The organism is Clostridium sp. AF34-10BH, assembly GCF_003478095.1.
Taxonomy (GTDB): Bacteria; Bacillota; Clostridia; order Lachnospirales; family Lachnospiraceae; genus Acetatifactor; species Acetatifactor acetigignens.
The window spans coordinates 49,055-67,143 of sequence record NZ_QUEC01000013.1; the positions used below are offsets into that span (position 1 = coordinate 49,055).

The 18,089-nt window shown below is 38.0% G+C and carries 24 protein-coding genes; 20 read left to right on the forward strand and 4 right to left on the reverse strand.

Translation table 11 applies throughout. From position 1 onward, the window contains the following. Positions 1–91: 91 nt before the first annotated feature. The 6 genes from DWZ61_RS20385 to DWZ61_RS10205 all read left to right on the forward strand — a co-directional run bounded on the left by DWZ61_RS20385 (position 92) and on the right by DWZ61_RS10205 (position 2,764). Entirely contained in the window at positions 92–226 is a 135-nt protein-coding gene (locus tag DWZ61_RS20385; RefSeq protein ID WP_255713338.1) for a hypothetical protein, read from the forward strand. Further along, the gene (locus DWZ61_RS10185) at positions 213–1,553 is read left to right on the forward strand and encodes an ATP-binding protein (RefSeq protein WP_118538356.1); all 1,341 of its coding nucleotides are present in this window, start codon (positions 213–215) and stop codon (positions 1,551–1,553) included. Before DWZ61_RS20385 ends, DWZ61_RS10185 begins: the two co-directional genes overlap by 14 nt. Positions 1,554–1,558: 5 nt before the next feature. Then, complete coding sequence (locus DWZ61_RS10190) at positions 1,559–1,726, forward strand: response regulator (RefSeq protein WP_145985593.1); 168 nt, start codon at positions 1,559–1,561, stop codon at positions 1,724–1,726. A gap of 215 nt (positions 1,727–1,941) precedes the next feature. Continuing rightward, the gene (locus tag DWZ61_RS10195) at positions 1,942–2,163 is read left to right on the forward strand and encodes a hypothetical protein (RefSeq protein WP_118538358.1); all 222 of its coding nucleotides are present in this window, start codon (positions 1,942–1,944) and stop codon (positions 2,161–2,163) included. 114 nt (positions 2,164–2,277) lie between these two features. Further along, the gene (locus DWZ61_RS10200) at positions 2,278–2,502 is read left to right on the forward strand and encodes a hypothetical protein (RefSeq protein WP_022153385.1); all 225 of its coding nucleotides are present in this window, start codon (positions 2,278–2,280) and stop codon (positions 2,500–2,502) included. A 10-nt stretch (positions 2,503–2,512) separates the two neighbouring features. After that, the gene (locus DWZ61_RS10205; RefSeq protein ID WP_117466691.1) at positions 2,513–2,764 is read left to right on the forward strand and encodes a zinc-ribbon domain-containing protein; all 252 of its coding nucleotides are present in this window, start codon (positions 2,513–2,515) and stop codon (positions 2,762–2,764) included. 379 nt (positions 2,765–3,143) lie between these two features. On the opposite strand, the gene DWZ61_RS20195 is transcribed toward DWZ61_RS10205, so the two are convergent. Further along, complete coding sequence (locus DWZ61_RS20195) at positions 3,144–3,425, reverse strand: IS3 family transposase (protein WP_022153383.1); 282 nt, start codon at positions 3,423–3,425, stop codon at positions 3,144–3,146. Positions 3,426–3,513: 88 nt separating this feature from the next. On the opposite strand from DWZ61_RS20195, the gene DWZ61_RS10220 reads away from it, so the two are divergent. Together DWZ61_RS10220 and DWZ61_RS10225 are read left to right on the forward strand one after the other, a co-directional pair. Beyond that, entirely contained in the window at positions 3,514–4,242 is a 729-nt protein-coding gene (locus tag DWZ61_RS10220; protein WP_118538360.1) for a LytTR family DNA-binding domain-containing protein, read from the forward strand. Continuing rightward, positions 4,235–4,993: a hypothetical protein gene (locus DWZ61_RS10225; RefSeq protein ID WP_118538362.1), complete on the forward strand. Its 759-nt coding sequence runs from the start codon at positions 4,235–4,237 to the stop codon at positions 4,991–4,993. Before DWZ61_RS10220 ends, DWZ61_RS10225 begins: the two co-directional genes overlap by 8 nt. 119 nt (positions 4,994–5,112) lie before the next feature. Here DWZ61_RS10225 and DWZ61_RS10230 read toward each other — a convergent pair whose 3' ends face one another. After that, positions 5,113–6,408 (reverse strand): tyrosine-type recombinase/integrase, encoded by a 1,296-nt coding sequence (locus tag DWZ61_RS10230; RefSeq protein WP_004843517.1) that lies wholly within the window; start codon positions 6,406–6,408, stop codon positions 5,113–5,115. Between the two features lie 86 nt (positions 6,409–6,494). Then, positions 6,495–7,124 (reverse strand): helix-turn-helix transcriptional regulator, encoded by a 630-nt coding sequence (locus DWZ61_RS10235; protein WP_004843518.1) that lies wholly within the window; start codon positions 7,122–7,124, stop codon positions 6,495–6,497. 171 nt (positions 7,125–7,295) lie between these two features. Here DWZ61_RS10235 and DWZ61_RS10240 point away from each other — a divergent pair, with 171 nt between their 5' ends. From DWZ61_RS10240 to DWZ61_RS10285, 9 genes are all read left to right on the forward strand, one after another. After that, a complete protein-coding gene (locus tag DWZ61_RS10240; protein ID WP_004843519.1) occupies positions 7,296–7,526 on the forward strand; it encodes a helix-turn-helix domain-containing protein in 231 nt (76 codons plus the stop codon). A 140-nt stretch (positions 7,527–7,666) separates the two neighbouring features. After that, a complete protein-coding gene (locus DWZ61_RS10245) occupies positions 7,667–7,981 on the forward strand; it encodes a hypothetical protein (protein WP_004843520.1) in 315 nt (104 codons plus the stop codon). A 325-nt stretch (positions 7,982–8,306) separates the two neighbouring features. After that, positions 8,307–10,028 (forward strand): MobA/MobL family protein, encoded by a 1,722-nt coding sequence (locus DWZ61_RS10255; RefSeq protein ID WP_015529842.1) that lies wholly within the window; start codon positions 8,307–8,309, stop codon positions 10,026–10,028. Further along, a complete protein-coding gene (locus DWZ61_RS10260; RefSeq protein ID WP_118538366.1) occupies positions 9,967–10,701 on the forward strand; it encodes a DUF6040 family protein in 735 nt (244 codons plus the stop codon). Before DWZ61_RS10255 ends, DWZ61_RS10260 begins: the two co-directional genes overlap by 62 nt. 170 nt (positions 10,702–10,871) lie before the next feature. Then, positions 10,872–12,230, forward strand: a complete 1,359-nt coding sequence (locus tag DWZ61_RS10265; RefSeq protein ID WP_118538368.1) for an IS3 family transposase — start codon at positions 10,872–10,874, stop codon at positions 12,228–12,230. A gap of 11 nt (positions 12,231–12,241) precedes the next feature. Next, positions 12,242–12,532, forward strand: a complete 291-nt coding sequence (locus DWZ61_RS10270) for a hypothetical protein (protein ID WP_118538370.1) — start codon at positions 12,242–12,244, stop codon at positions 12,530–12,532. A 67-nt stretch (positions 12,533–12,599) separates the two neighbouring features. Further along, positions 12,600–13,049 carry a hypothetical protein gene (locus DWZ61_RS10275; protein ID WP_004843525.1) on the forward strand — a complete coding sequence of 150 codons (450 nt, stop codon included), beginning with the start codon at positions 12,600–12,602 and terminating at the stop codon, positions 13,047–13,049. Beyond that, entirely contained in the window at positions 13,050–14,990 is a 1,941-nt protein-coding gene (locus DWZ61_RS10280) for a DUF1430 domain-containing protein (RefSeq protein WP_004843526.1), read from the forward strand. Then, on the forward strand, positions 14,987–15,595 hold the full coding sequence (locus DWZ61_RS10285) for an ATP-binding cassette domain-containing protein (RefSeq protein ID WP_004843527.1): 609 nt from the start codon (positions 14,987–14,989) through the stop codon (positions 15,593–15,595). The genes DWZ61_RS10280 and DWZ61_RS10285 overlap by 4 nt, the downstream gene beginning before the upstream one ends. 150 nt (positions 15,596–15,745) lie before the next feature. Here DWZ61_RS10285 and DWZ61_RS10290 read toward each other — a convergent pair whose 3' ends face one another. Further along, positions 15,746–15,982, reverse strand: a complete 237-nt coding sequence (locus DWZ61_RS10290) for a DUF6061 family protein (protein ID WP_004843528.1) — start codon at positions 15,980–15,982, stop codon at positions 15,746–15,748. A gap of 271 nt (positions 15,983–16,253) precedes the next feature. Between DWZ61_RS10290 and DWZ61_RS10295 the strand changes: the two genes are divergently transcribed. The 3 genes from DWZ61_RS10295 to DWZ61_RS10305 all read left to right on the forward strand — a co-directional run bounded on the left by DWZ61_RS10295 (position 16,254) and on the right by DWZ61_RS10305 (position 17,977). Then, entirely contained in the window at positions 16,254–16,805 is a 552-nt protein-coding gene (locus DWZ61_RS10295; protein WP_118538372.1) for an ATP-binding protein, read from the forward strand. A gap of 410 nt (positions 16,806–17,215) precedes the next feature. Then, on the forward strand, positions 17,216–17,368 hold the full coding sequence (locus tag DWZ61_RS10300; protein ID WP_117466699.1) for a cyclic lactone autoinducer peptide: 153 nt from the start codon (positions 17,216–17,218) through the stop codon (positions 17,366–17,368). Further along, a complete protein-coding gene (locus DWZ61_RS10305) occupies positions 17,369–17,977 on the forward strand; it encodes an accessory gene regulator B family protein (RefSeq protein ID WP_117466701.1) in 609 nt (202 codons plus the stop codon). The last annotated feature ends 112 nt before the right edge of the window (positions 17,978–18,089 follow it).

Consider the following 18,089-nt stretch of genomic DNA (forward strand, 5'->3'; position numbering starts at 1 on the left):
CCTGAGTGTAGGGGAGTATGTTTATCGTGAGCCGTCTGTCAGTGCACATTTTTGGCAGACGGCTTTTATTGTGCCGTAGAAGGGGAAAACGATGTCTTTAAACTATGAGCAGAACGAAAATGACATCCTGAATAAATTATTGCCGGAATATAGACAGCATTCTGTACAAAGAAAAAGCAATCCAGAAGCAGTTACAGGACACATTGGAGAAAGTGAAGCTGAGTAACGAGATCATTTCCTCCATCGCCAGAACTTACCAGTATATTTCACGGATCGATATTCAGGCAGATTATTTCGAAGAGATCAATAACCGGGATACCGAGCATCTGAAGTTCACGAAATCGGGAAAGCTGTCGGAAAGCAATGAAAAGGTATGCAGACAATACGTGGCGGAGGAGTATCAGGAGGCATTTTTCAAATTTGTGGATCTGAAGACCCTGCCGGAACGCATGAAGAATGAAGAGACGTTAGTCCTAGAATACCGGATGAAGGATGGCGACTGGCACAGACTCCGTTTTGTGGAAAAAAAGAGAGACGAAAACGGTGTACTGACCCATGTGCTCTGCCTGATCCGCAGCATCAGCGATACCAAGAAGTGGGAACATGAACTGATGTATCAGGTGGAGGAAGCCAGGAAGGCAGCAGCTTTGAAGGCCCGTTTCCTGTCAAATATGAGTCATGATATCCGGACACCCATGAATGGCATTATCGGCACGCTGAATCTGGCAAACCGTTATCCGGATGATCTGGAGGTACAGAGAAAGTGCCGGGAACAGATCATGACTTCATCGAAGTATCTGGTCTCTATCGTGAATGATATTCTGGATATGAACAAACTGGAGTCGGGAGGTGTAGTGGAACAGGAGATTCCGTTTAATCTGGCAGAACTGCTGAACCGGGTTAACCTCGGCAAGCAGAAGCAGGCGGCAGAAAAGAATGTGGAATATATTGTTGACTGGGAACAGAGTGATATCCGCCATATGGATCTGGCAGGGAATCCAATCTATGTGGAGAGACTGCTGACCAATATTTCTGATAATGCGGTTAAATTTACCGGACCGGGCGGCAGTGTGCGTGTCTGGTGTGCAGAAAAATATGCGGACGAGGAGCGGGTAGTCTATGAATTCGGCTGTGCCGATACTGGTATCGGCATGAGTGAAACCTTTCTGGAACATGCTTTTGAACCGTTCACGCAGGAGAATGAGACCAGCAGATCCAGGTACGAAGGCACAGGACTGGGACTTGCCATTGCAAAGAAAATCGTGGACAGGCTGGATGGAGACATTGCCATAGAGAGTAAAAAAGGCGTCGGAACTACTGTGACCATGACACTTCCGTTCAAAATCGGGGAACCGGTGGAGAAGGAGAAGAACGTAAACTATGAGGAAATCCCGGTGGAAGGTCTGCGGGCGCTGTTAGCAGAGGACAATGAACTCAACATGGAGATCACAAAATTCATGCTGGAGGATTACGGGATCCACGTAGAGTGCGCTGCAGACGGAGAAGAGGCGGTACAAAAGTTCAAAAATCTGAGCTGGGATATTACGATGTGATCTTCATGGACATTATGATGCCGAAGCTAAATGGCTGGGATGCCACCCGCAGGATCCGGTCCATGAAACGGTCGGATGCCGGAAATGTCCCCATCATTGCCATGAGCGCCAATGCCTTTGCGGAAGACATTATCAACAGCCGATGGATGAAAAGAAGCTGTTGGAAACAGTGAAGGAATGCATTATGTTCCGGGACCATTCCTGAAGAAACAGCATAGAAACAGCCTAGAAAAGGGCAGAGGATATCCTCTGTCCTTTTCCTATATTAGGATGACTTATCGTGCAACATTACGTACTGAAAATGGTGGGACAACCGGATATAATAGCTACAAAGACAGGAGTTTTTTCTGTGAAGCATGTGGCCTACATTATGGAAAGGAGAAAAATTATGATTTCATTTATATTGTGTCTGTTGCTGTTAACCATTTTATTCGGAATCGCATATAAGATTACCGGGGCAATTTTAAAGGCCTGTGTGTGGCTGCTGATCCTGTTGCCCATCGGCCTCATCCTGTCGGGCGTGGGAGAGATCTTCTGCTGTACAATCATTTTAATACCGGTAGGGATCGGAATTATCAAGGCCGGGATCCGGATGATATTGCCGGGGTAAAGAAATAAAATGATAACAGACTGCCTGATGTGTGGTAAAATAAAGTTATCGCATATCAGGCAGTTTCATTATTATTGATATATAGTATTGATAAATCAGGAAAGGTGATGGCATATGGAGATCAAAAGTATACTGATCAAAGATACAACGAGAGAAGAGCGGATCCGCATTATACAGGAGGGTTTGAACCAGTGCGGTGGAGCCTGTGACTTCTGCAACGGTTGTGATAATCTGGGCGGTGGTTCCGTGGATACATTTTATGAACCGTACATTAACGGGGAGAAGGAACTGCGGCAGCTGAATGAGGAATACAGAAGCAACATGGGACTGGTGAGATAGGAGACGGGCTATGTTTTTCATACCGTGTATTAAGTGGAATAAGCACTATTATGTGCGGACAAGCTGCTGTAATACGCTGTATGAACTGGATCCGGAGATGGGAAAGGCCATTGCCCGGGGAGAGCAGGTACTGATTCGCCCGGAGCATTTGCAGAGAATTTCAAAAGTGACCTATGGGTATAACTATAAACATTGCAATTACTGTGGGTATGAGACAGCAGAAAATTTTGAGTATTGCCCAAAGTGCGGTAAGAAATTTTAAAAGCGAGAGGGGACGTGAATCTGTCTCGATTTCAAAAGGGAGTGTTACTCACAAGGACCATTGTCTTTCCAGGCACCTTTCCATTTTGGTTTTTCTGTGGAACGTTTTGGTAGATTCATAGTGTTCATCAGGCGGTCCACTCTGCCGAGACTGATGTTTATGCCATAATCACGTTCTAATACACGACGGATCTTGTAAGCACCAAGAGAGTTATCGTAATCAGTATAGATTTGTAAAAGGTGCTTACGAATCAACGGATTTTCTTTTGTACGAGGTGCTAAATCTGAATAAAAGTGCTTGTAATAAGTACTGCGATTTATGCGAAGAACTCGACAAAGAGTTTTGATATCGTATTGATGACGCAGCTTATGCACGGCATCTAATCGTTGCTTGAGTGTGGCGTGAATATGGCAATCGCTTTTTTTAGTATTTGGTTTTCTTCTTCCAGCTGAGCCATACGTTTTTGAAGCTCTTTCACCTGCTTTGCAGTAAGAACTTCACCGTCATCAGTTTCAACAGTTGAATACTGTTTGACCCATCTGGAAAGAGCAGTTTGAGATACGCCGTACTCTTTGATAAGAGAGGCCTGAGTTTTACCATTGTGGTAAAGCTCAACGAGGGTTCGTTTGAAATCCTCATCGTAATGTTGTTTTGTGGACATAAAAGATACCTCCTTTTGGTGTCTATGTTAATAGTAAGTCTATTTAACCAATGTGTCCACTTTTATAAGTATAATGCAGGTAGTACACATGATAAGAATTGCTGTTTGTGATGATGAAAATGTAATTGTGAATCAGATAGAGCATATAATTTCTGAAGTATGCAAGCGGGAAAGCATTCCCGTGAATATTGATGTTTTTTACAGTGGTAGGGAACTCAAAAGGCAGGTTACATCAGGAACAAAGTATGACATCATCTTTTTGGATATTCAGATGAAGGGTGGCGATGGCATCATTGCGGCTGAAAATATACGGAAGGTGGATGATAATGTACTTCTGATTTATGTATCAGGCTATGATAAATATATGATGGAATTGTTCCGGTTGGATGTATTTGGATTTATAAAGAAACCAATCGATGAGGAGATATTGACAAAGACATTTCTGGAAACTTATCAGAGAGTCTGCAGTAAAATGGTCTATTTTACCTTTTCTTATAAGCATGAAGAATATAAAATTCTATGTAAAGAGATTTTATACTTTGAAAGCAATGCCAGGAAAGTTACAATATATACGCAAAACGGGGAGCATTACACATTTAACGGGAAACTGTCAGAGATAGAACAAAAAATGTCAGATGGAAAAATACCTTTTTTGAGAGTACATCAGTCTTATCTGGTAAATTATTATTTGATTAGATCAAGGACAAAAATAGAAATAACGTTGGTAAATGGGAAGAAACTGCCTATAAGCGAAGAACGGCAGAAATACTTTAACCAACAATACAGCCATCTTCTGGGAGGGGAAATCAATGTATAATCAAATAGAAGATATTCTATTAAATATTTCTATTGTTATCGCAACCGTATGGATTGTAAAAAGATTTTGGGGAAGCTTTTTTGAAGAAAAGCAGAATAGTATACTTTCTGTTTCTCTGTGGATTGTTTATTGCATATTCCAATTTTTCTTTGGTTATCATAATGGGCGCCTGCAAATTTTTGCAACCATTCTGAACATTTTACTGATTCTGTCCATAGCGATGGTTGCCTACCAAAGCCGTGGAAAGGAAAAATACTTTTTATTGGCTACATTCTATGCAGGCTGGTCGTTGATTGAGGTCTTTGTCTTTTCCCTAATCAATAGCTTTGACATAGGGGAAAGCCAGCAAAGGGATATTATTGGGTTGGTATTATCGAACATCCTGATGATCCTTTCTGTATATGCACTGTCGATGGTGGCAGAAAAAAGAAAGGAGAGTCCGGTACCGGGAAAATATTATTTTTTTCTCCTGTTGGTGCCAGTGGGAAGCATAGTCATTGCGATCAATGAATTTTGCTCAGAAGGAAAGTCCTTTTTTGCTGTTATCACTATCAGCATTCTTATCTTATTTAATGTCATTATTTTTGAATTGTATGTAAAAATAAATAAAGTTTTTGCTTATGAAAAAGAACATACAGTTTATGCCCAGCAATTTGATATGATCGAAAAAATTACGGTATCGCAAAAAAAGATGTTGGAGGAATTTTATGAGGACAGGCACAATCTGCTGAATAAACTTGAATTTATATAATTATCTCTCTAACTTTCCCTATTTTATAGGCTTTCCCGCATGTCCATTAGTGAAATGATATGTAGTTTCCCTTATTTTTGCCCTTATGAGATAATCACAAGGGAAATAAGGGAAATTTTTTAGTCATTGCCCACCACTTTATCAAGAAGCCGAACCGATTTTCGTTTCGCATCTCTTGTGGAGTGAGCATAGACGTTCATTGTGGTACTGACATCTGAGTGTCCCAACAATTCCTGCACATCTTTTGGGGCTGCTCCATTTGCTAAAAGGTTGCTTGTATAGGTGTGACGTAACTGGTGGAAATGAAAGCCTTCAAATCCCTCTAATGTTTTTGCCACCTTTCTGCATACCGTTCCCAAAGTAGTCGGAAGTTCCAGGCAACCATCCGGTCTTAAGCAAACAAAAGAAATTTCTTTATAATCTGCTGGGACTTCCTCTGTTCTGTCTAAGCAGTAATATTCGTAGTACACTCTGTTTTTCTCTTTGACCTCTTTGTAGTAGTTCGTGTGATAAAGTTCTCCGTACTGCATTCGATTTTTTAACTGCTCTTTCCGGGCATTACGGAAAATCTCTACCAGTGTATCTCCAAAATCAACAACCCTTACTTTTTTCCGCTTGGTTGGTCCGATGATATATTTGCGCTTTGAGCCATCATATCGGATGCTGCGTCTTATGGTAAGGCATTGTTCTTCCAGATTTACGTCCTGCCATGCCAAACCGCAGGCTTCTCCAATACGAAGCCCGGCATAATAGGCTATCTGGATTGGAAGTATTGCGGCTGGGTTCTTTTTTTGCAGATAAGCAAGCAATCTTTCATAATCTTCTCGTGAAATTGGTTGGACATTTCCGTCCATATCCTCATCGGAAAACAAATCCACTTCATCCGTCTGATACCGCAGTTTAATATACTGCATGGGATTGAACGTAATATACTGCTTTGGAAATACTGCAAAACGGAAGGACTGCTGCATGACTGCGGAAAAAGAATGGATATAATCTTTGCTGTAACCCTTTCTCTCTTTTCCGTCGGGATGAACTCCCCCGAAGGAAAGCAAATCAAAGAAGGATTGCAAATGTTCAGAGGTTACATTTTTCAGTTTCCGTTCTGCCAATGGGTGTTTCTTGATATTTCGGATTGTTCCGAGGTAATTCTCCACCGTACCATTGCTGAGCGTACCTGTTTTTAATTCCTCCTCTGCCCACACATCCAAAAGCTGTCCGACTGTGAGATTTTCCGCTTTGGCAACAAATTTCTTTTTCTCATAATCATCCATTGCCTGACGGAGCAGCTTTTCAGTTTCACTTTTGCTTTCTGTTCCAACGCATTCTTTCTGAACAAGATTGCCGCTTGCGTCCTCTACATAGAAACGGTAGTACCATTTCTTTCCTTTTTTTCTTACAGATCCTTTTGCCATAATCGTATGTCTCCTTTCGATATTAGACAATCGGAACTGATGAAATGCTTCGTGCGTGTAAGTATATCATAACTCCGGTTGTCTTACTATACCGATTCGGAATCTTCGTATAAGACTTCTGATAAAAGATTTGCAAGCCTTTGTTCTGCTGCTTTTGGTTTCTTGGAATAGAGCCTTACAACGTCTGCCATCTCATTAAAAGCATTGATGGTGTGAGTGATTTCCCTTAAGAACATAATCTCATTATATTCCTCATTCGATTCAAACCCTATTGTTTTGGCAATATCCGTCTGACCAGCATTTCCCTTGAAGTTTTTGCAGGCGAACTGGAAGGAATCCAAAAACAGACCATATTGTTTTAACATCAGCAGTAATAAATCTTTTGAAAAAGCATCTTCTTCTTTGGTAAGGGCAAGCGGTAACTGTTCCAGAATATCTCCCATCGCATCACGAATCTGTAACTCTCTCTTATCCGTAATGTCGGTTTCATATTCATCTGTTTCCCCTTTGAGCCATTCCACAGATACATGGAGTGCTTCCGAAAGACCTTCCAGCACCATTTTTTTCGTATTGTCAATCGAACCATTCTCATAACGCAGGATTGTAGAAGCGGTAACACCCATCTTTTCTGCGACATAAGGCTGTGTCAGATTCAATTCCAGACGGCGCTGTTTTACTCTGCTGCCTATCAGCTTGCGTAGTTCTTTATCTTTCATGCTGACTGCCTCCTTTTTCGGTATGTATGAATTATAGCATTGTTTTTCTATAATTGCAATATGCAATATAATATTTGTTTTTAATATTTCGTAACGCTTGACAAAAAGATGTGAAAAGGATATACTTACATCACAAGAATTGCATAATGCAATTTATAAGGAGGTGATTATATGACGCAAAGAAAAATTGCATTATCCATCGAAGAAGCTGCTGACTATACGGGAATCGGCAGAAATACCTTAAGACAGCTTGTAGAATGGAAGAAACTTCCAGTATTAAAGGTTGGTCGCAAAGTCCTGATTAAAACCGATATTCTGGAAATGTTTATGGAAGCTAATGAAGGTCGTGATTTGAGGGATAGAGGAAATGTAAAAGCCGTAACAAGAACTGCGGCAAATTAAAAAGGCGGCTTCCCAAGAAACCGCCAAAGGTTCTATCAGACCGAAGCCATGATATACCTACACGCAAGAAGATTATACCATGTGCTTCTTCTGATACGCAACCGAGAACTTATGTTTGTAAAAGAAAGGGGAATGTAATCATGGCAAAATCAACAAAAAGTTATGAAGAACGAATGCTTGAAATGGAAAAGAAGGAACAGGAAAGCCTTGAAAAAGCAAAACGATATGCAGTACAGAAGAAAGAACTTCTGAAACGAAAGAAAGCCGAAGAAAGTAAAAAACGAACCCATAGGCTCTGTCAGGTTGGCGGTGCGGTGGAATCCGTTCTCGGTGCGCCTATTGAGGAAGAGGACATCCCAAAGCTGATTGGTTTTCTGAAAAAGCAGGAAGCCAATGGGAAATTTTTTTCAAAGGCAATGCAGAAAGAAACAAATACCGATATGGAGGAAGTGTAATGGCGGGGGATGAGTTTTTCATTCCCTTCATTGCTTTTTCATGAAGGGCGCACTTATGGACAACCAGAGGTCGTCCCAATAAGTTTGCCACAAGTGGCAACCGGTCTGCGTTCACGCTTGCCGGGCTCGTTCCGTCGGCGGGGCTTTCAGCCAGACCTGCTCATGCCGCAGGAGGCACTCTTCGCCAGAGAGGCGCATTCCATGCAGGCTGCTATGCGCAGGGCACTCTTACGCAGAGGGCGTTCCGGCAATGCTGCTTTTCCTAAAACCGAAAGCAATGTTGCCGGAAATCTATGCCGGATGTGCAGAAAGGAGGAATCCAGACATGGCGATTTTTCATTACACAGTCAAAATAGTCGGACGAAGTAAAGGGAAATCTGTTATCTCCGCTTCCGCATATCTCAATGGGGATGTGATGAAAAACGAGGAAACCGGGAGAATCAGTTATTACACTTCTAAAAAAGAAGTGGTCTACACTCGGCTGATGATGTGTGAAAACGCACCTCCTGAATGGCAGATAGTACCAGAAGAAAATATAAAACGCTTTCAAAAATCTGTCCGATACAAAAGATCAGAAGATAAAGAAGCTGCTTTAGAAAAATTTAAAATCACATTTCAGAAACAAAGGTTATGGAATGAGGTATTGAAGATTGAAAAAAATGCAGATGCCCAACTTGGCAGGTCATTTGAATTTGCCCTTCCCAAAGAATGGAACAGACAGGAACAAATTCAATATACAACTGACTATATTCAAAAAACTTTTGTAGATAGAGGAATGTGTGCTGATTGGAGTATCCACGATAAAGGGGATGGCAACCCCCATGTCCATCTGCTTCTGACTATGCGTCCTTTTAACCCGGATCATTCTTGGGGAAAGAAAGAAGTCAAGGATTGGGATTTTCTCAGAGATAAAAACGGAAATATCGTGATTGATGAATCCCATCCGAACTGGTGGCAGGATAAGAAAAACCCTGACCGTCATGGAATCCGTATCCCTGTATTAGACGAAAACGGAATTCAGAAGATGGGTGCAAGAAACCGCCTGCAATGGAAACGGGTGCTGACCGATGCTAACGGATGGAACAATCCAAAAAATTGTGAACTGTGGCGGAGTGAATGGGCAAAGGTGTGTAATGAACATCTTCCTTTGCATAATCAGGTCGATCACCGTTCTTATGAAAAACAGGGAAAACTCCAGATTCCTACCATCCATGAAGGCGCTGACGCAAGAAAGATTGAACAAAAGTTTCTTGCCGGGCAGGAAATAAAAGGTTCGTGGAAAGTAGCGGAAAATCAAATCATAAAACAACAAAACACGTTATTGCAAAAGATACTGGACACCTTTGGAAAAGTATCGGGTGCATTATCATTATGGAAGGAGCGATTAAATGACATTAGAAGAAAGCCGGGAAATTATACCCTTAATGGAATCCATGATTGGGCAAATCGAAGAACAGCAGACCTTAATGGCAGAAATGATTCTGGAAATGCAGAACCGGGACACCCAACTCTCTCTTATGCAGGAACAGAATCAGAAATTGCAAAAATTAAACAGCGAGTTATCCGAGCTGCTCAACATTTTGCCAAATACCGAGGAACTGCTTTCCAAGATGGAAGAACAGAAAACGAAGATAGAACTTTTGGAAAACGAAAATCAGCAATGGCAGAAATTGGTACAGAAACTGAACAGCGAAAACAGTTTATTACTGAAACAGAACACCGAATTGCTGAACTGGAACAGCAGATAGAGAAAGGACGTGATATAGATGAACGAATCCAGAGAATCAAAGAACGCCGAACAGTTGGAAGAACTTCTCCTCTTGACCGAGGAGATACAAGAAGAACTGGAACAGAAAGACCAGCTTATCGTGGAACTAAAGACGCAGCTCAACGAATCTCTGACCTTGAACGAGAAATTAAACAAAGAGAACAGAGCCGGGAATATTCAAGCATTAAAGAACGACTTGAAGCTAGCAGACAGAGCATTGCGGAACGAGAAAGAGAAGCTGCGAAGCGCAAACGTCACGATAGGGGAATGTCAAGATAAAATACGATGCTTAACACAACAACGGGATTATGCCCGGACACATCAGAAAATCGTAGAGATACCGGTAGAAAAGCCGGTACTCTATAAAAAATGCGAAGCCTGTGACCGGACAGCCTATCAGAATGCAAAAGCAAGATACGAAACACAAAAAGAGCAACTTGCAGGACAATATAAAGCAAAAACGGTAATGTTCCAAACAACCTTGTTCCTTCTTGCATGGTATTCGCTGACAACCACTCTTTTTCAGGCAGTACAGTCAGATGTGTTCCTTTCCGATTGCAAATCATTCTTCCATGATGCAGCATCATTCATACAAACTTTTATTGGTTGGACGATTGATGCCGGGCAATCTGTGGCACAAATCAGCACAAAAATTCCAAATGAGATTATAGCCGGAATCATATATTGGTTATTGCTGATATTGGTTGTGGGAATATGTGTGGCAGGGACAGGAATACTGGCGATACTGATAGAAATAAAGGTTATAGAATTATATAAGAAAAACTGTTGGGATGTTATTACCCTACTGATGATACTGACAAGTGCGGCTGTCATCATTTATTTTGGAGAAGTAATTAAAAAAGCATTATCAATAAATCTGTTGTTCTTTTGGTTAATTTTACAAGGAATATATCTTACAATTCGACGCTATATAAGTCAAGATACTGATTGACTGGATACAAATTATTTGATAAAATATAAATAGAAATACAGCAGATCAAAGGAGGTAAAACTTATGAGAGCAAAGAAAGTGATTGTAGGGGTAGCTATTAGTGCAATGTTAATTTCTTCATCAATTGGGCATGCGGACGAAAAGTTGGACTGTGTAATGCCTGACATGTTATGAGGTACACACAAGAACAAATATCGACAGCACTTGTATTACTAAAAGCGACAGGATCCCCAGACAAAGTTGTCCAAACCTTAGGGTATCCATCTGCACCAATGCTTTATCATTGGCGTAAAAAGTATCCTGAATATTACGATGTTCCAAATCAAAAGCATTGGAGACAAGCTCCAACAGAATTGAAACATGACGTAATTAAACGTTGCCTTATTAAGGGCGAGCCTGTAAAATTAGTGGCAGAAGAAATCGGATACACACCTTCCTTGATATATAAATGGATTAGGGAGTATCGGGAGAAGGGATGTTTTCAACCCATGAAAAAAACTACTGCCAACATTAATGTAAATCCAAACGATATCACATCTGCGGAAGATATCAATGAGCTTAAAGCTCAGATGCTTGATATGCAGATGGAAATAGATATTCTTAAAGAAACAATCAATGTATTAAAAAAAGACCCCGGCATCGATCAGACAGCTCTCTCAAATCGGGAGAAGGCAGTGATAATCGATGCCCTGAAAAATAAGTATTCACTGCCGGATCTTCTAAAAAAACTAAACCTTGCAAAAAGTAGCTATTATTATCAAGAAAAAACCATTTATGCAGAGGATAAATACTCCAATCTTCGCAAAAGAATCATACAACTGTTTCATGAAAATCGTGATATATTTGGTTATCGGAGAATTCATATGCTGCTTCATCGTGAGGGTATAAAAGTTTCTGAAAAAGTGGTTCGTCGTATTATGAAGCAGGAAAAACTAATTATCAGACGAAAACGCAGACAGAAATATAACTCCTATAAAGGTGAAATAACACCTGCGGTGGAGAATGTTATAGATAGAGATTTCCATGCTACAAAACCAAATCAAAAATGGCTTACTGATATCACAGAGTTTTCTATCAAAGCAGGAAAAATATATCTTTCGCCGATAATTGACTGCCTTGATGGTATGCCGGTGAGTTGGACTATAGGCACTTCTCCGAACGCAGAACTTGCCAACACCATGTTAAGGAATGCTATTGCTACACTTAAACCAAACGAAAAACCTATCGTACATTCTGACAGGGGATGCCATTATCGTTGGCCAGAATGGATACAGATAATGGAAGAAGCAAACCTTACACGATCCATGTCCAAGAAAGGTTGTTCTCCTGATAACTCTGCATGTGAGGGCTTCTTTGGTCACCTCAAAACAGAAATGTTCTATGGACATGACTGGGATGAATATAGCATTGAAGAATTTATCCAGGAGATAAATAGCTATATGGGTTGGTATTGCAAAGATAGAATTAAATCAACACTCGGAGGACTTAGTCCTCTAGATTATAGAAGGAGTATAGGCATAGCGGTCTAAAAAATGTCCGCATGCCCATTCCAGTAATGGCATTTTCTGTTACAAACGGGAATAAGACATTTGATAAAAAGTGGGAATTGAGCACTACATCTGATGGCGGAAAAGGTGTTTTGACTTATGGTTATAATACTCTTGCTATTAATGAAGATTATGCACACGCATATCATTCAACTAAAGATCATTACGCATATGTCAAAAATGGAAATGGTTCTTTTTCGGGTTCAAATGTTGGTAAAGGTAATTGGTCTAAAATTGAGGTTGCTCATAAAGGAAATAGTATTACCTACGGTAATAGCTACTAAACAAAGGTTCGGGATAATGGCTGAGTGGTTGGAATTCCAACCACTCTTTTTTGTGGAGTGTATATAAATGAAGAAAAAAATAAAATATATAGGAATTGTTTTGGTTATTTTGTTCTGTTGCTATAATTTATTTTGGTACTTCGGGAGTTATAAACCATATAACGAATTTCAGAAAGACTTCCCTGAAATAGAAGAATCTGGAGTAAAAATTTACACAGATAAAGATGGATTCCAGTATAGTGTGTCTGTCCCTGATTATTTGCTTTGGAATGGAAATCTTGCGATAGCTGAGTCAGATGTTCGATATGCACTAATTATTTGGATAAAACCATTTCACCAAGGAATAAGTCAAGGCGTGCTATTTAATGACTATAAGGATTTGAATACTCAAATTATGTTGTCAAGTAGCAAAAAAGCTGAAGATCAAGAAGATCAATGGATTGTTGATGAAAATAGCACAATATTGACTACGATATTTGAAAAAGCAAATAAAGTATGGAATCTGGGGTTGAAATAAATGAAAGCAATTAAAAACTTATGTTTGTTTTGTTTCCTGATTTTTGGAATACTTATGCAATCTGAAATATTTCAAGATCAGCTTTGGAACTTTTCTACAGCATATTTTACGTCATCACGCTATGAAGTTGCTAGTGAAGATATGTCGCAGTTTCTGAAAGATGTATCAGAAACTGCAACGGAGAATGATGTACATATTTTTTCTCAGTACAATGAAATCAATAATAAATACCTTTCAACACTTCATATTTATGGCGATGATAAAGTAATCAGACAAACATTAAAAAATACTGCAAACATAGAAGAATCAGAATATACCGCTTTAGTTTCCGGAATTACGAAAGTAAAATTTCATAATCTCTCAGAATTGCAAAGTACCTCTGTGGGTTATGAAAACTTTATCTCATACATAGGAAATGAGGACAATATTATCTCTGCATATCAGAAATTATCAGAAAAATATAGCTTAACTTATCCAGAATATTGGAATTCTACGGAAAAGGACATGATTTTTATTATATGGGGTATGATTATTGCATTGATGATTGTTCTAAATGTAATTGAAGTGGTTAGGCGAAAAAAAGAGGTTGTTGTACGAGTTTCCTTAGGAGAAAGTGCTGGTTTCATAGCATTTAAGGCTGCTTTATTCGATGTAACTTTTGACATTGCATTATTTATTGTTGCAAAAATATTGCTGTCAAATTATATATCGGGAGCATATGAGAATAGACTCGTCACAATTTTATATTCCATTGGAATTATTCTTTCCACTATTCCATATTGTTCTTTTTGCTTTTTTGATATTAGAAAGGCATTCGCAAATGCAACACACAAAAGAGGAGTGGATTTTTTAATTTATTCGTTAAAATTTATAGCAGGGGTAGCCGCTGTTTTTACAATTATCACTAATATTAGTAGTATTCATAATAACCTATTTACAAATGAACATTTGTTAGAAGAATATTATGATGCAAATTATTTTACCGTAAAGACTACTGATTTTAATGCTGAAAAAGAAGAAGCTTTTTGGAATAAACTATACAAGAATGAATATAACACATTAAAGCCTGTAATATGCTTGAATATTTTAAATGATAAAAATGATGTGATATATGTAAATAATCATGCAAAAGATATGTTACAAGGTTTTACGAAGCAGATAAATGCAGTAGAGAATGAATCTTCTGATTTGATTATTTTCATTCCAAAGAATAGATATTTTGCTAAAAACAAGCAATTAGCCTATGACTCCTTGAGCCATGTTTTAAATCATGATAATTTACAACAATTAAATATTCAGTACATAGAGTATAGCGAAACAGAATACTTTTCCTATTTAGATACAAGTAGAATAAATGGTATCGAAAAAAGCAAAAATCCGATAATTATTTATCAGGCAAACAAAGATTTAGCAGTCAATGGTGGGTATCTTGAAAGCTATAAAGCAGGAGCAGTTTTATTTCAATGTGATGAAAAACAGCTAAGAAATATCAGCAAAAAGTATGAAGATATGCTTGGAAATTATCAGCTAGTAATTACAAACGTACATGAACAGTATTTATATAATCACACATTTTTAATAAAACTCGTGGGATTTTTAAGTTCTCTTTGTACGATTGTATTGCTTTTAAATATTATGATTATTGTTACCGTAAGTAGACTAGAGTTCCGAGAAAATGCAATGAAAATTTCCTTGATGAAAATCTTTGGATATAGTTTATTTGAACGGCACAAAACACTTCTTAAAATGATTGTAGTGGAAAATTTTGTGATATTAGTAGGTATGCTTATCTATTCTTTATTATCGGTACAGACTGAAGTAGGAATTAGCATTCTTGTTAGTTCATTTATGGCACTAATAGAATTTACAATTATTTTCTTTAATATCACAATTGTTGAAAAAACAAACATACCGAAATCATTAAAAGGAGGTTGCTTATGATAATAATTGAAAATCTATGCAAAGCATATAATGATAAAATTTTGTTCAAAAATTTTCATTTGGAAATTCCAGATAGCAGTTTTTTGGTAATTAGTGGCGAAAGTGGATGCGGAAAAAGTACTTTACTTAATATGATTGGAGGTATTGAAACTCCTGACAAAGGTTCTATTATTGTGAATGGTTTTGATGTGACAAAAAAAGGAAAAAAGCAGAAATATTTCAAAGAAGTTGTTGGATTTTTATTTCAAAATTTTGCCCTTTTGGAAAACAAAACAGTAAAAGAAAATCTAGAAATAATAAAAAAATCAGGTAGAACGGATATTTTAATAAATGAAGCTCTTGAAAAAGTTGGTTTACAGAAAGTAATTAACAAAAAAGTCTATCAATTATCTGGTGGCGAACAGCAGAGAGTTGCGTTAGCTCGTTTAATGCTAAAGAAATGTTCGATTGTATTAGCAGACGAACCAACTGGTTCCTTAGACAAAAAAAATAGTGAGATTGTTATGAATATATTGCATGAGTTAAGTGAACAGGGAAAAACAGTTATTGTTGTAACTCATAGTGAAGAAATTGTAGCACAAGAAAAGCATGTTCTATATTTATAATACCCATAATAGAAGAATATGTTCTTTCGGGAGACACCTCCTCTAAGAACATATTCTTTTGGTTAAAATTGATTATAAAGATACTTTTACTTCAGTATATTCGCTATATTGATGGGATATATATTTGCATATTATTTATATGGATAAGAATTATAACTCTAGTGAGTCTTCTGCATCTACCCACATCTGTAAATTACCCTCAAGATATAATCTTGCATATTCCAAAGGCTCATCCACAGCCAATGAAGTAAGCGCACATTCTGATCCGTATGTGGTTTTTAGATTTTTTTCAGCTTTCCAGCAATCAATGCGAAGCATATATCCGGCACTTGTGTAAACATCAATACTATCGTGATTTATGTTGTATTCTGCATAAATTGTTCTCATCGTATCTTATCTCCATTTTCTTTTAATAATCAGTTATAGAGTTAAATATCGAAAACATTTCAATCAGTTCACCATGTCGTTATTGTTATACTGTGTTATGAAATTTTCTTTCCCTTATTTTTTCCCATATTAAGGTTCATGAAAACCAATGTGAGAATATAACACAAGGGAAAGAGTAAGGGAAAGCTCACTTGCTACAAACTTAGTATTTTCAAGGGTTTGCGAAGAATTTGATAATTAAATATAACAGTTATTAAATTTCCTAAAATATGTGAATAAACTTATTGTTTTAAAAAACAGCGTTGAAAACAGTGATAAAGAGTCTGTAATCAGAAACCTGAATCAGATTATCAAAAACAGCAATATTTCCGAAAACATTTCCAATACCGGCAACAGTACCATTGATTGTCTGATTAATTTCAAATATGCCGTTGCTAAGGAATACGGGATTACATTTCAGTTAAAAATATTTATTCCAGAGGAGCTTTCCATGGAACCATGTGATATTGGCATAGCACTGGGAAATGCACTGGATAATGCAATAGAAGCTGTCCGGGACTGCAGGCAGCACCAAAAGGTGATAGAAATATCCATGGGAGTGAAAAAGCAGGCGCTGGTCATGCTGATAAAGAATCCATATGAGCATGTCTTAAAAAACGACAGAAGCGGAAAATATCAATCCACAAAAACAGAAAGCGGCAGACATGGATATGGATTAAATTCCATAGCAAGAATTGCAGAAAAGTACCAGGGCGAAATTCTAGTGGAAGCACAGGATTCTGTATTTTGCCTGACCGTTGTTATGAATTTGCCGGAAAATTGACAGCTATTGCCGTATTTTTGACATATTAGGGATTATTTTGAGGGGAATATGATACCTGACTTTGGGAGTTGAATCTTAAAATATGGTGCTAAGCCACGGATTAAAACCTGTGGCTTAGCATTTTTTCTGATGTCTCCGTCGTTTAAAAAGTAGGAACTTAACGGCAGGCCGATAAGTGCTGAAAATTCTTTTATAAATTTAGAACCCCGTGCAAGGTTGATATACTTTCGGTCTGATATTTTACAACTCGGAACTCATGGATAAAATTAAAGATATCCTAAAGACGGATGACCGTTGTCATGAATCTACTGGAAAATTGACAGCTATTGCCGTATTTTTGACATATTAGTGATTATCTTGCGGGGAATATGATATGATTACAAAAATAGTTCATTAAGGGGGTATACATAATGAAGAAAAATGAAAAGAAAACTGTATTAGCAAAAGCATTAACATCCGTTGCTGATGGAATGTTATCAAAAGCTGCAAACAGCAGATGTGCACTCATATACCATCAGCCTAAACAGCCGGAAGAAGTGAGGAAATTCAGGAAAAACAAATAAATGAGAAAAGTAGCAAAGTTGTTGACAGATTATGTTATCAAAAAGAGCATGGTTGATGAAGCAGATCGGGAAGTCTATGAATATGGATTTGTCATAACCTTGGAAGTTGGGTTATTTTTGGTTGCAAGCTTGTTCATCGCACTGAAACTCGATATGGTCTTAGAAGGGATATTTTTCTTTGTGATTTTCTCACCATTGCGTTCCTATGCAGGTGGTTTGCATTTGGAAAAATTCTGGATATGCTTTGTTTTGTCATGCTTAACATATATTACTACTCTGCTTGTAGTTAAGAATCTCTGTTTACATGAATTTGTTTCACTTATTGTATTATTCGCCCTGGAAGTATTTGTGTATGTGTTATATCCAGTTGAGAACAGAAACAGGGAGATAAACGAAGAAGAGAACAAGTGTTTTAAAATAAAGCTGATGAAATATTTATGCTTGGATTTTTTTATCGGAATAGTTTGCACTATATTTGAAAAGGATAGCTACTTCTTGGAGCTAAATATAATATTTTTAATAGTTGTAATCACAATGCTGATAGGGAAATGCAGAAATCATTTGAAAAATGTATGTAAAAGCTATGTTCCAGGAAAAGGTCTCTGGTAGCTGGGTCAATGTGGAATCATGGGAAGATTCGAGCAATACCATAACAGCATCTGGCTTGGAAATATATCTGGTTTCCAGAGGTACATATCGAGTTACAATGACGTGTAGTGTT

Coding starts and splice junctions, on each gene's coding strand:
- DWZ61_RS20385 (WP_255713338.1), top strand. CDS start 92: ATGTCTTTAAACTATGAGCAGAACGAAAATGACATCCTGAATAAATTA.
- DWZ61_RS10190 (WP_145985593.1), top strand. CDS start 1,559: ATGGACATTATGATGCCGAAGCTAAATGGCTGGGATGCCACCCGCAGG.
- DWZ61_RS10195 (WP_118538358.1), top strand. CDS start 1,942: ATGATTTCATTTATATTGTGTCTGTTGCTGTTAACCATTTTATTCGGA.
- DWZ61_RS10200 (WP_022153385.1), top strand. CDS start 2,278: ATGGAGATCAAAAGTATACTGATCAAAGATACAACGAGAGAAGAGCGG.
- DWZ61_RS10205 (WP_117466691.1), top strand. CDS start 2,513: ATGTTTTTCATACCGTGTATTAAGTGGAATAAGCACTATTATGTGCGG.
- DWZ61_RS20195 (WP_022153383.1), bottom strand. CDS start 3,425: ATGTCCACAAAACAACATTACGATGAGGATTTCAAACGAACCCTCGTT.
- DWZ61_RS10220 (WP_118538360.1), top strand. CDS start 3,514: ATGATAAGAATTGCTGTTTGTGATGATGAAAATGTAATTGTGAATCAG.
- DWZ61_RS10225 (WP_118538362.1), top strand. CDS start 4,235: ATGTATAATCAAATAGAAGATATTCTATTAAATATTTCTATTGTTATC.
- DWZ61_RS10230 (WP_004843517.1), bottom strand. CDS start 6,408: ATGGCAAAAGGATCTGTAAGAAAAAAAGGAAAGAAATGGTACTACCGT.
- DWZ61_RS10235 (WP_004843518.1), bottom strand. CDS start 7,124: ATGAAAGATAAAGAACTACGCAAGCTGATAGGCAGCAGAGTAAAACAG.
- DWZ61_RS10240 (WP_004843519.1), top strand. CDS start 7,296: ATGACGCAAAGAAAAATTGCATTATCCATCGAAGAAGCTGCTGACTAT.
- DWZ61_RS10245 (WP_004843520.1), top strand. CDS start 7,667: ATGGCAAAATCAACAAAAAGTTATGAAGAACGAATGCTTGAAATGGAA.
- DWZ61_RS10255 (WP_015529842.1), top strand. CDS start 8,307: ATGGCGATTTTTCATTACACAGTCAAAATAGTCGGACGAAGTAAAGGG.
- DWZ61_RS10265 (WP_118538368.1), top strand. CDS start 10,872: ATGAGGTACACACAAGAACAAATATCGACAGCACTTGTATTACTAAAA.
- DWZ61_RS10270 (WP_118538370.1), top strand. CDS start 12,242: ATGCCCATTCCAGTAATGGCATTTTCTGTTACAAACGGGAATAAGACA.
- DWZ61_RS10275 (WP_004843525.1), top strand. CDS start 12,600: ATGAAGAAAAAAATAAAATATATAGGAATTGTTTTGGTTATTTTGTTC.
- DWZ61_RS10280 (WP_004843526.1), top strand. CDS start 13,050: ATGAAAGCAATTAAAAACTTATGTTTGTTTTGTTTCCTGATTTTTGGA.
- DWZ61_RS10285 (WP_004843527.1), top strand. CDS start 14,987: ATGATAATAATTGAAAATCTATGCAAAGCATATAATGATAAAATTTTG.
- DWZ61_RS10290 (WP_004843528.1), bottom strand. CDS start 15,982: ATGAGAACAATTTATGCAGAATACAACATAAATCACGATAGTATTGAT.
- DWZ61_RS10300 (WP_117466699.1), top strand. CDS start 17,216: ATGAAGAAAAATGAAAAGAAAACTGTATTAGCAAAAGCATTAACATCC.
- DWZ61_RS10305 (WP_117466701.1), top strand. CDS start 17,369: ATGAGAAAAGTAGCAAAGTTGTTGACAGATTATGTTATCAAAAAGAGC.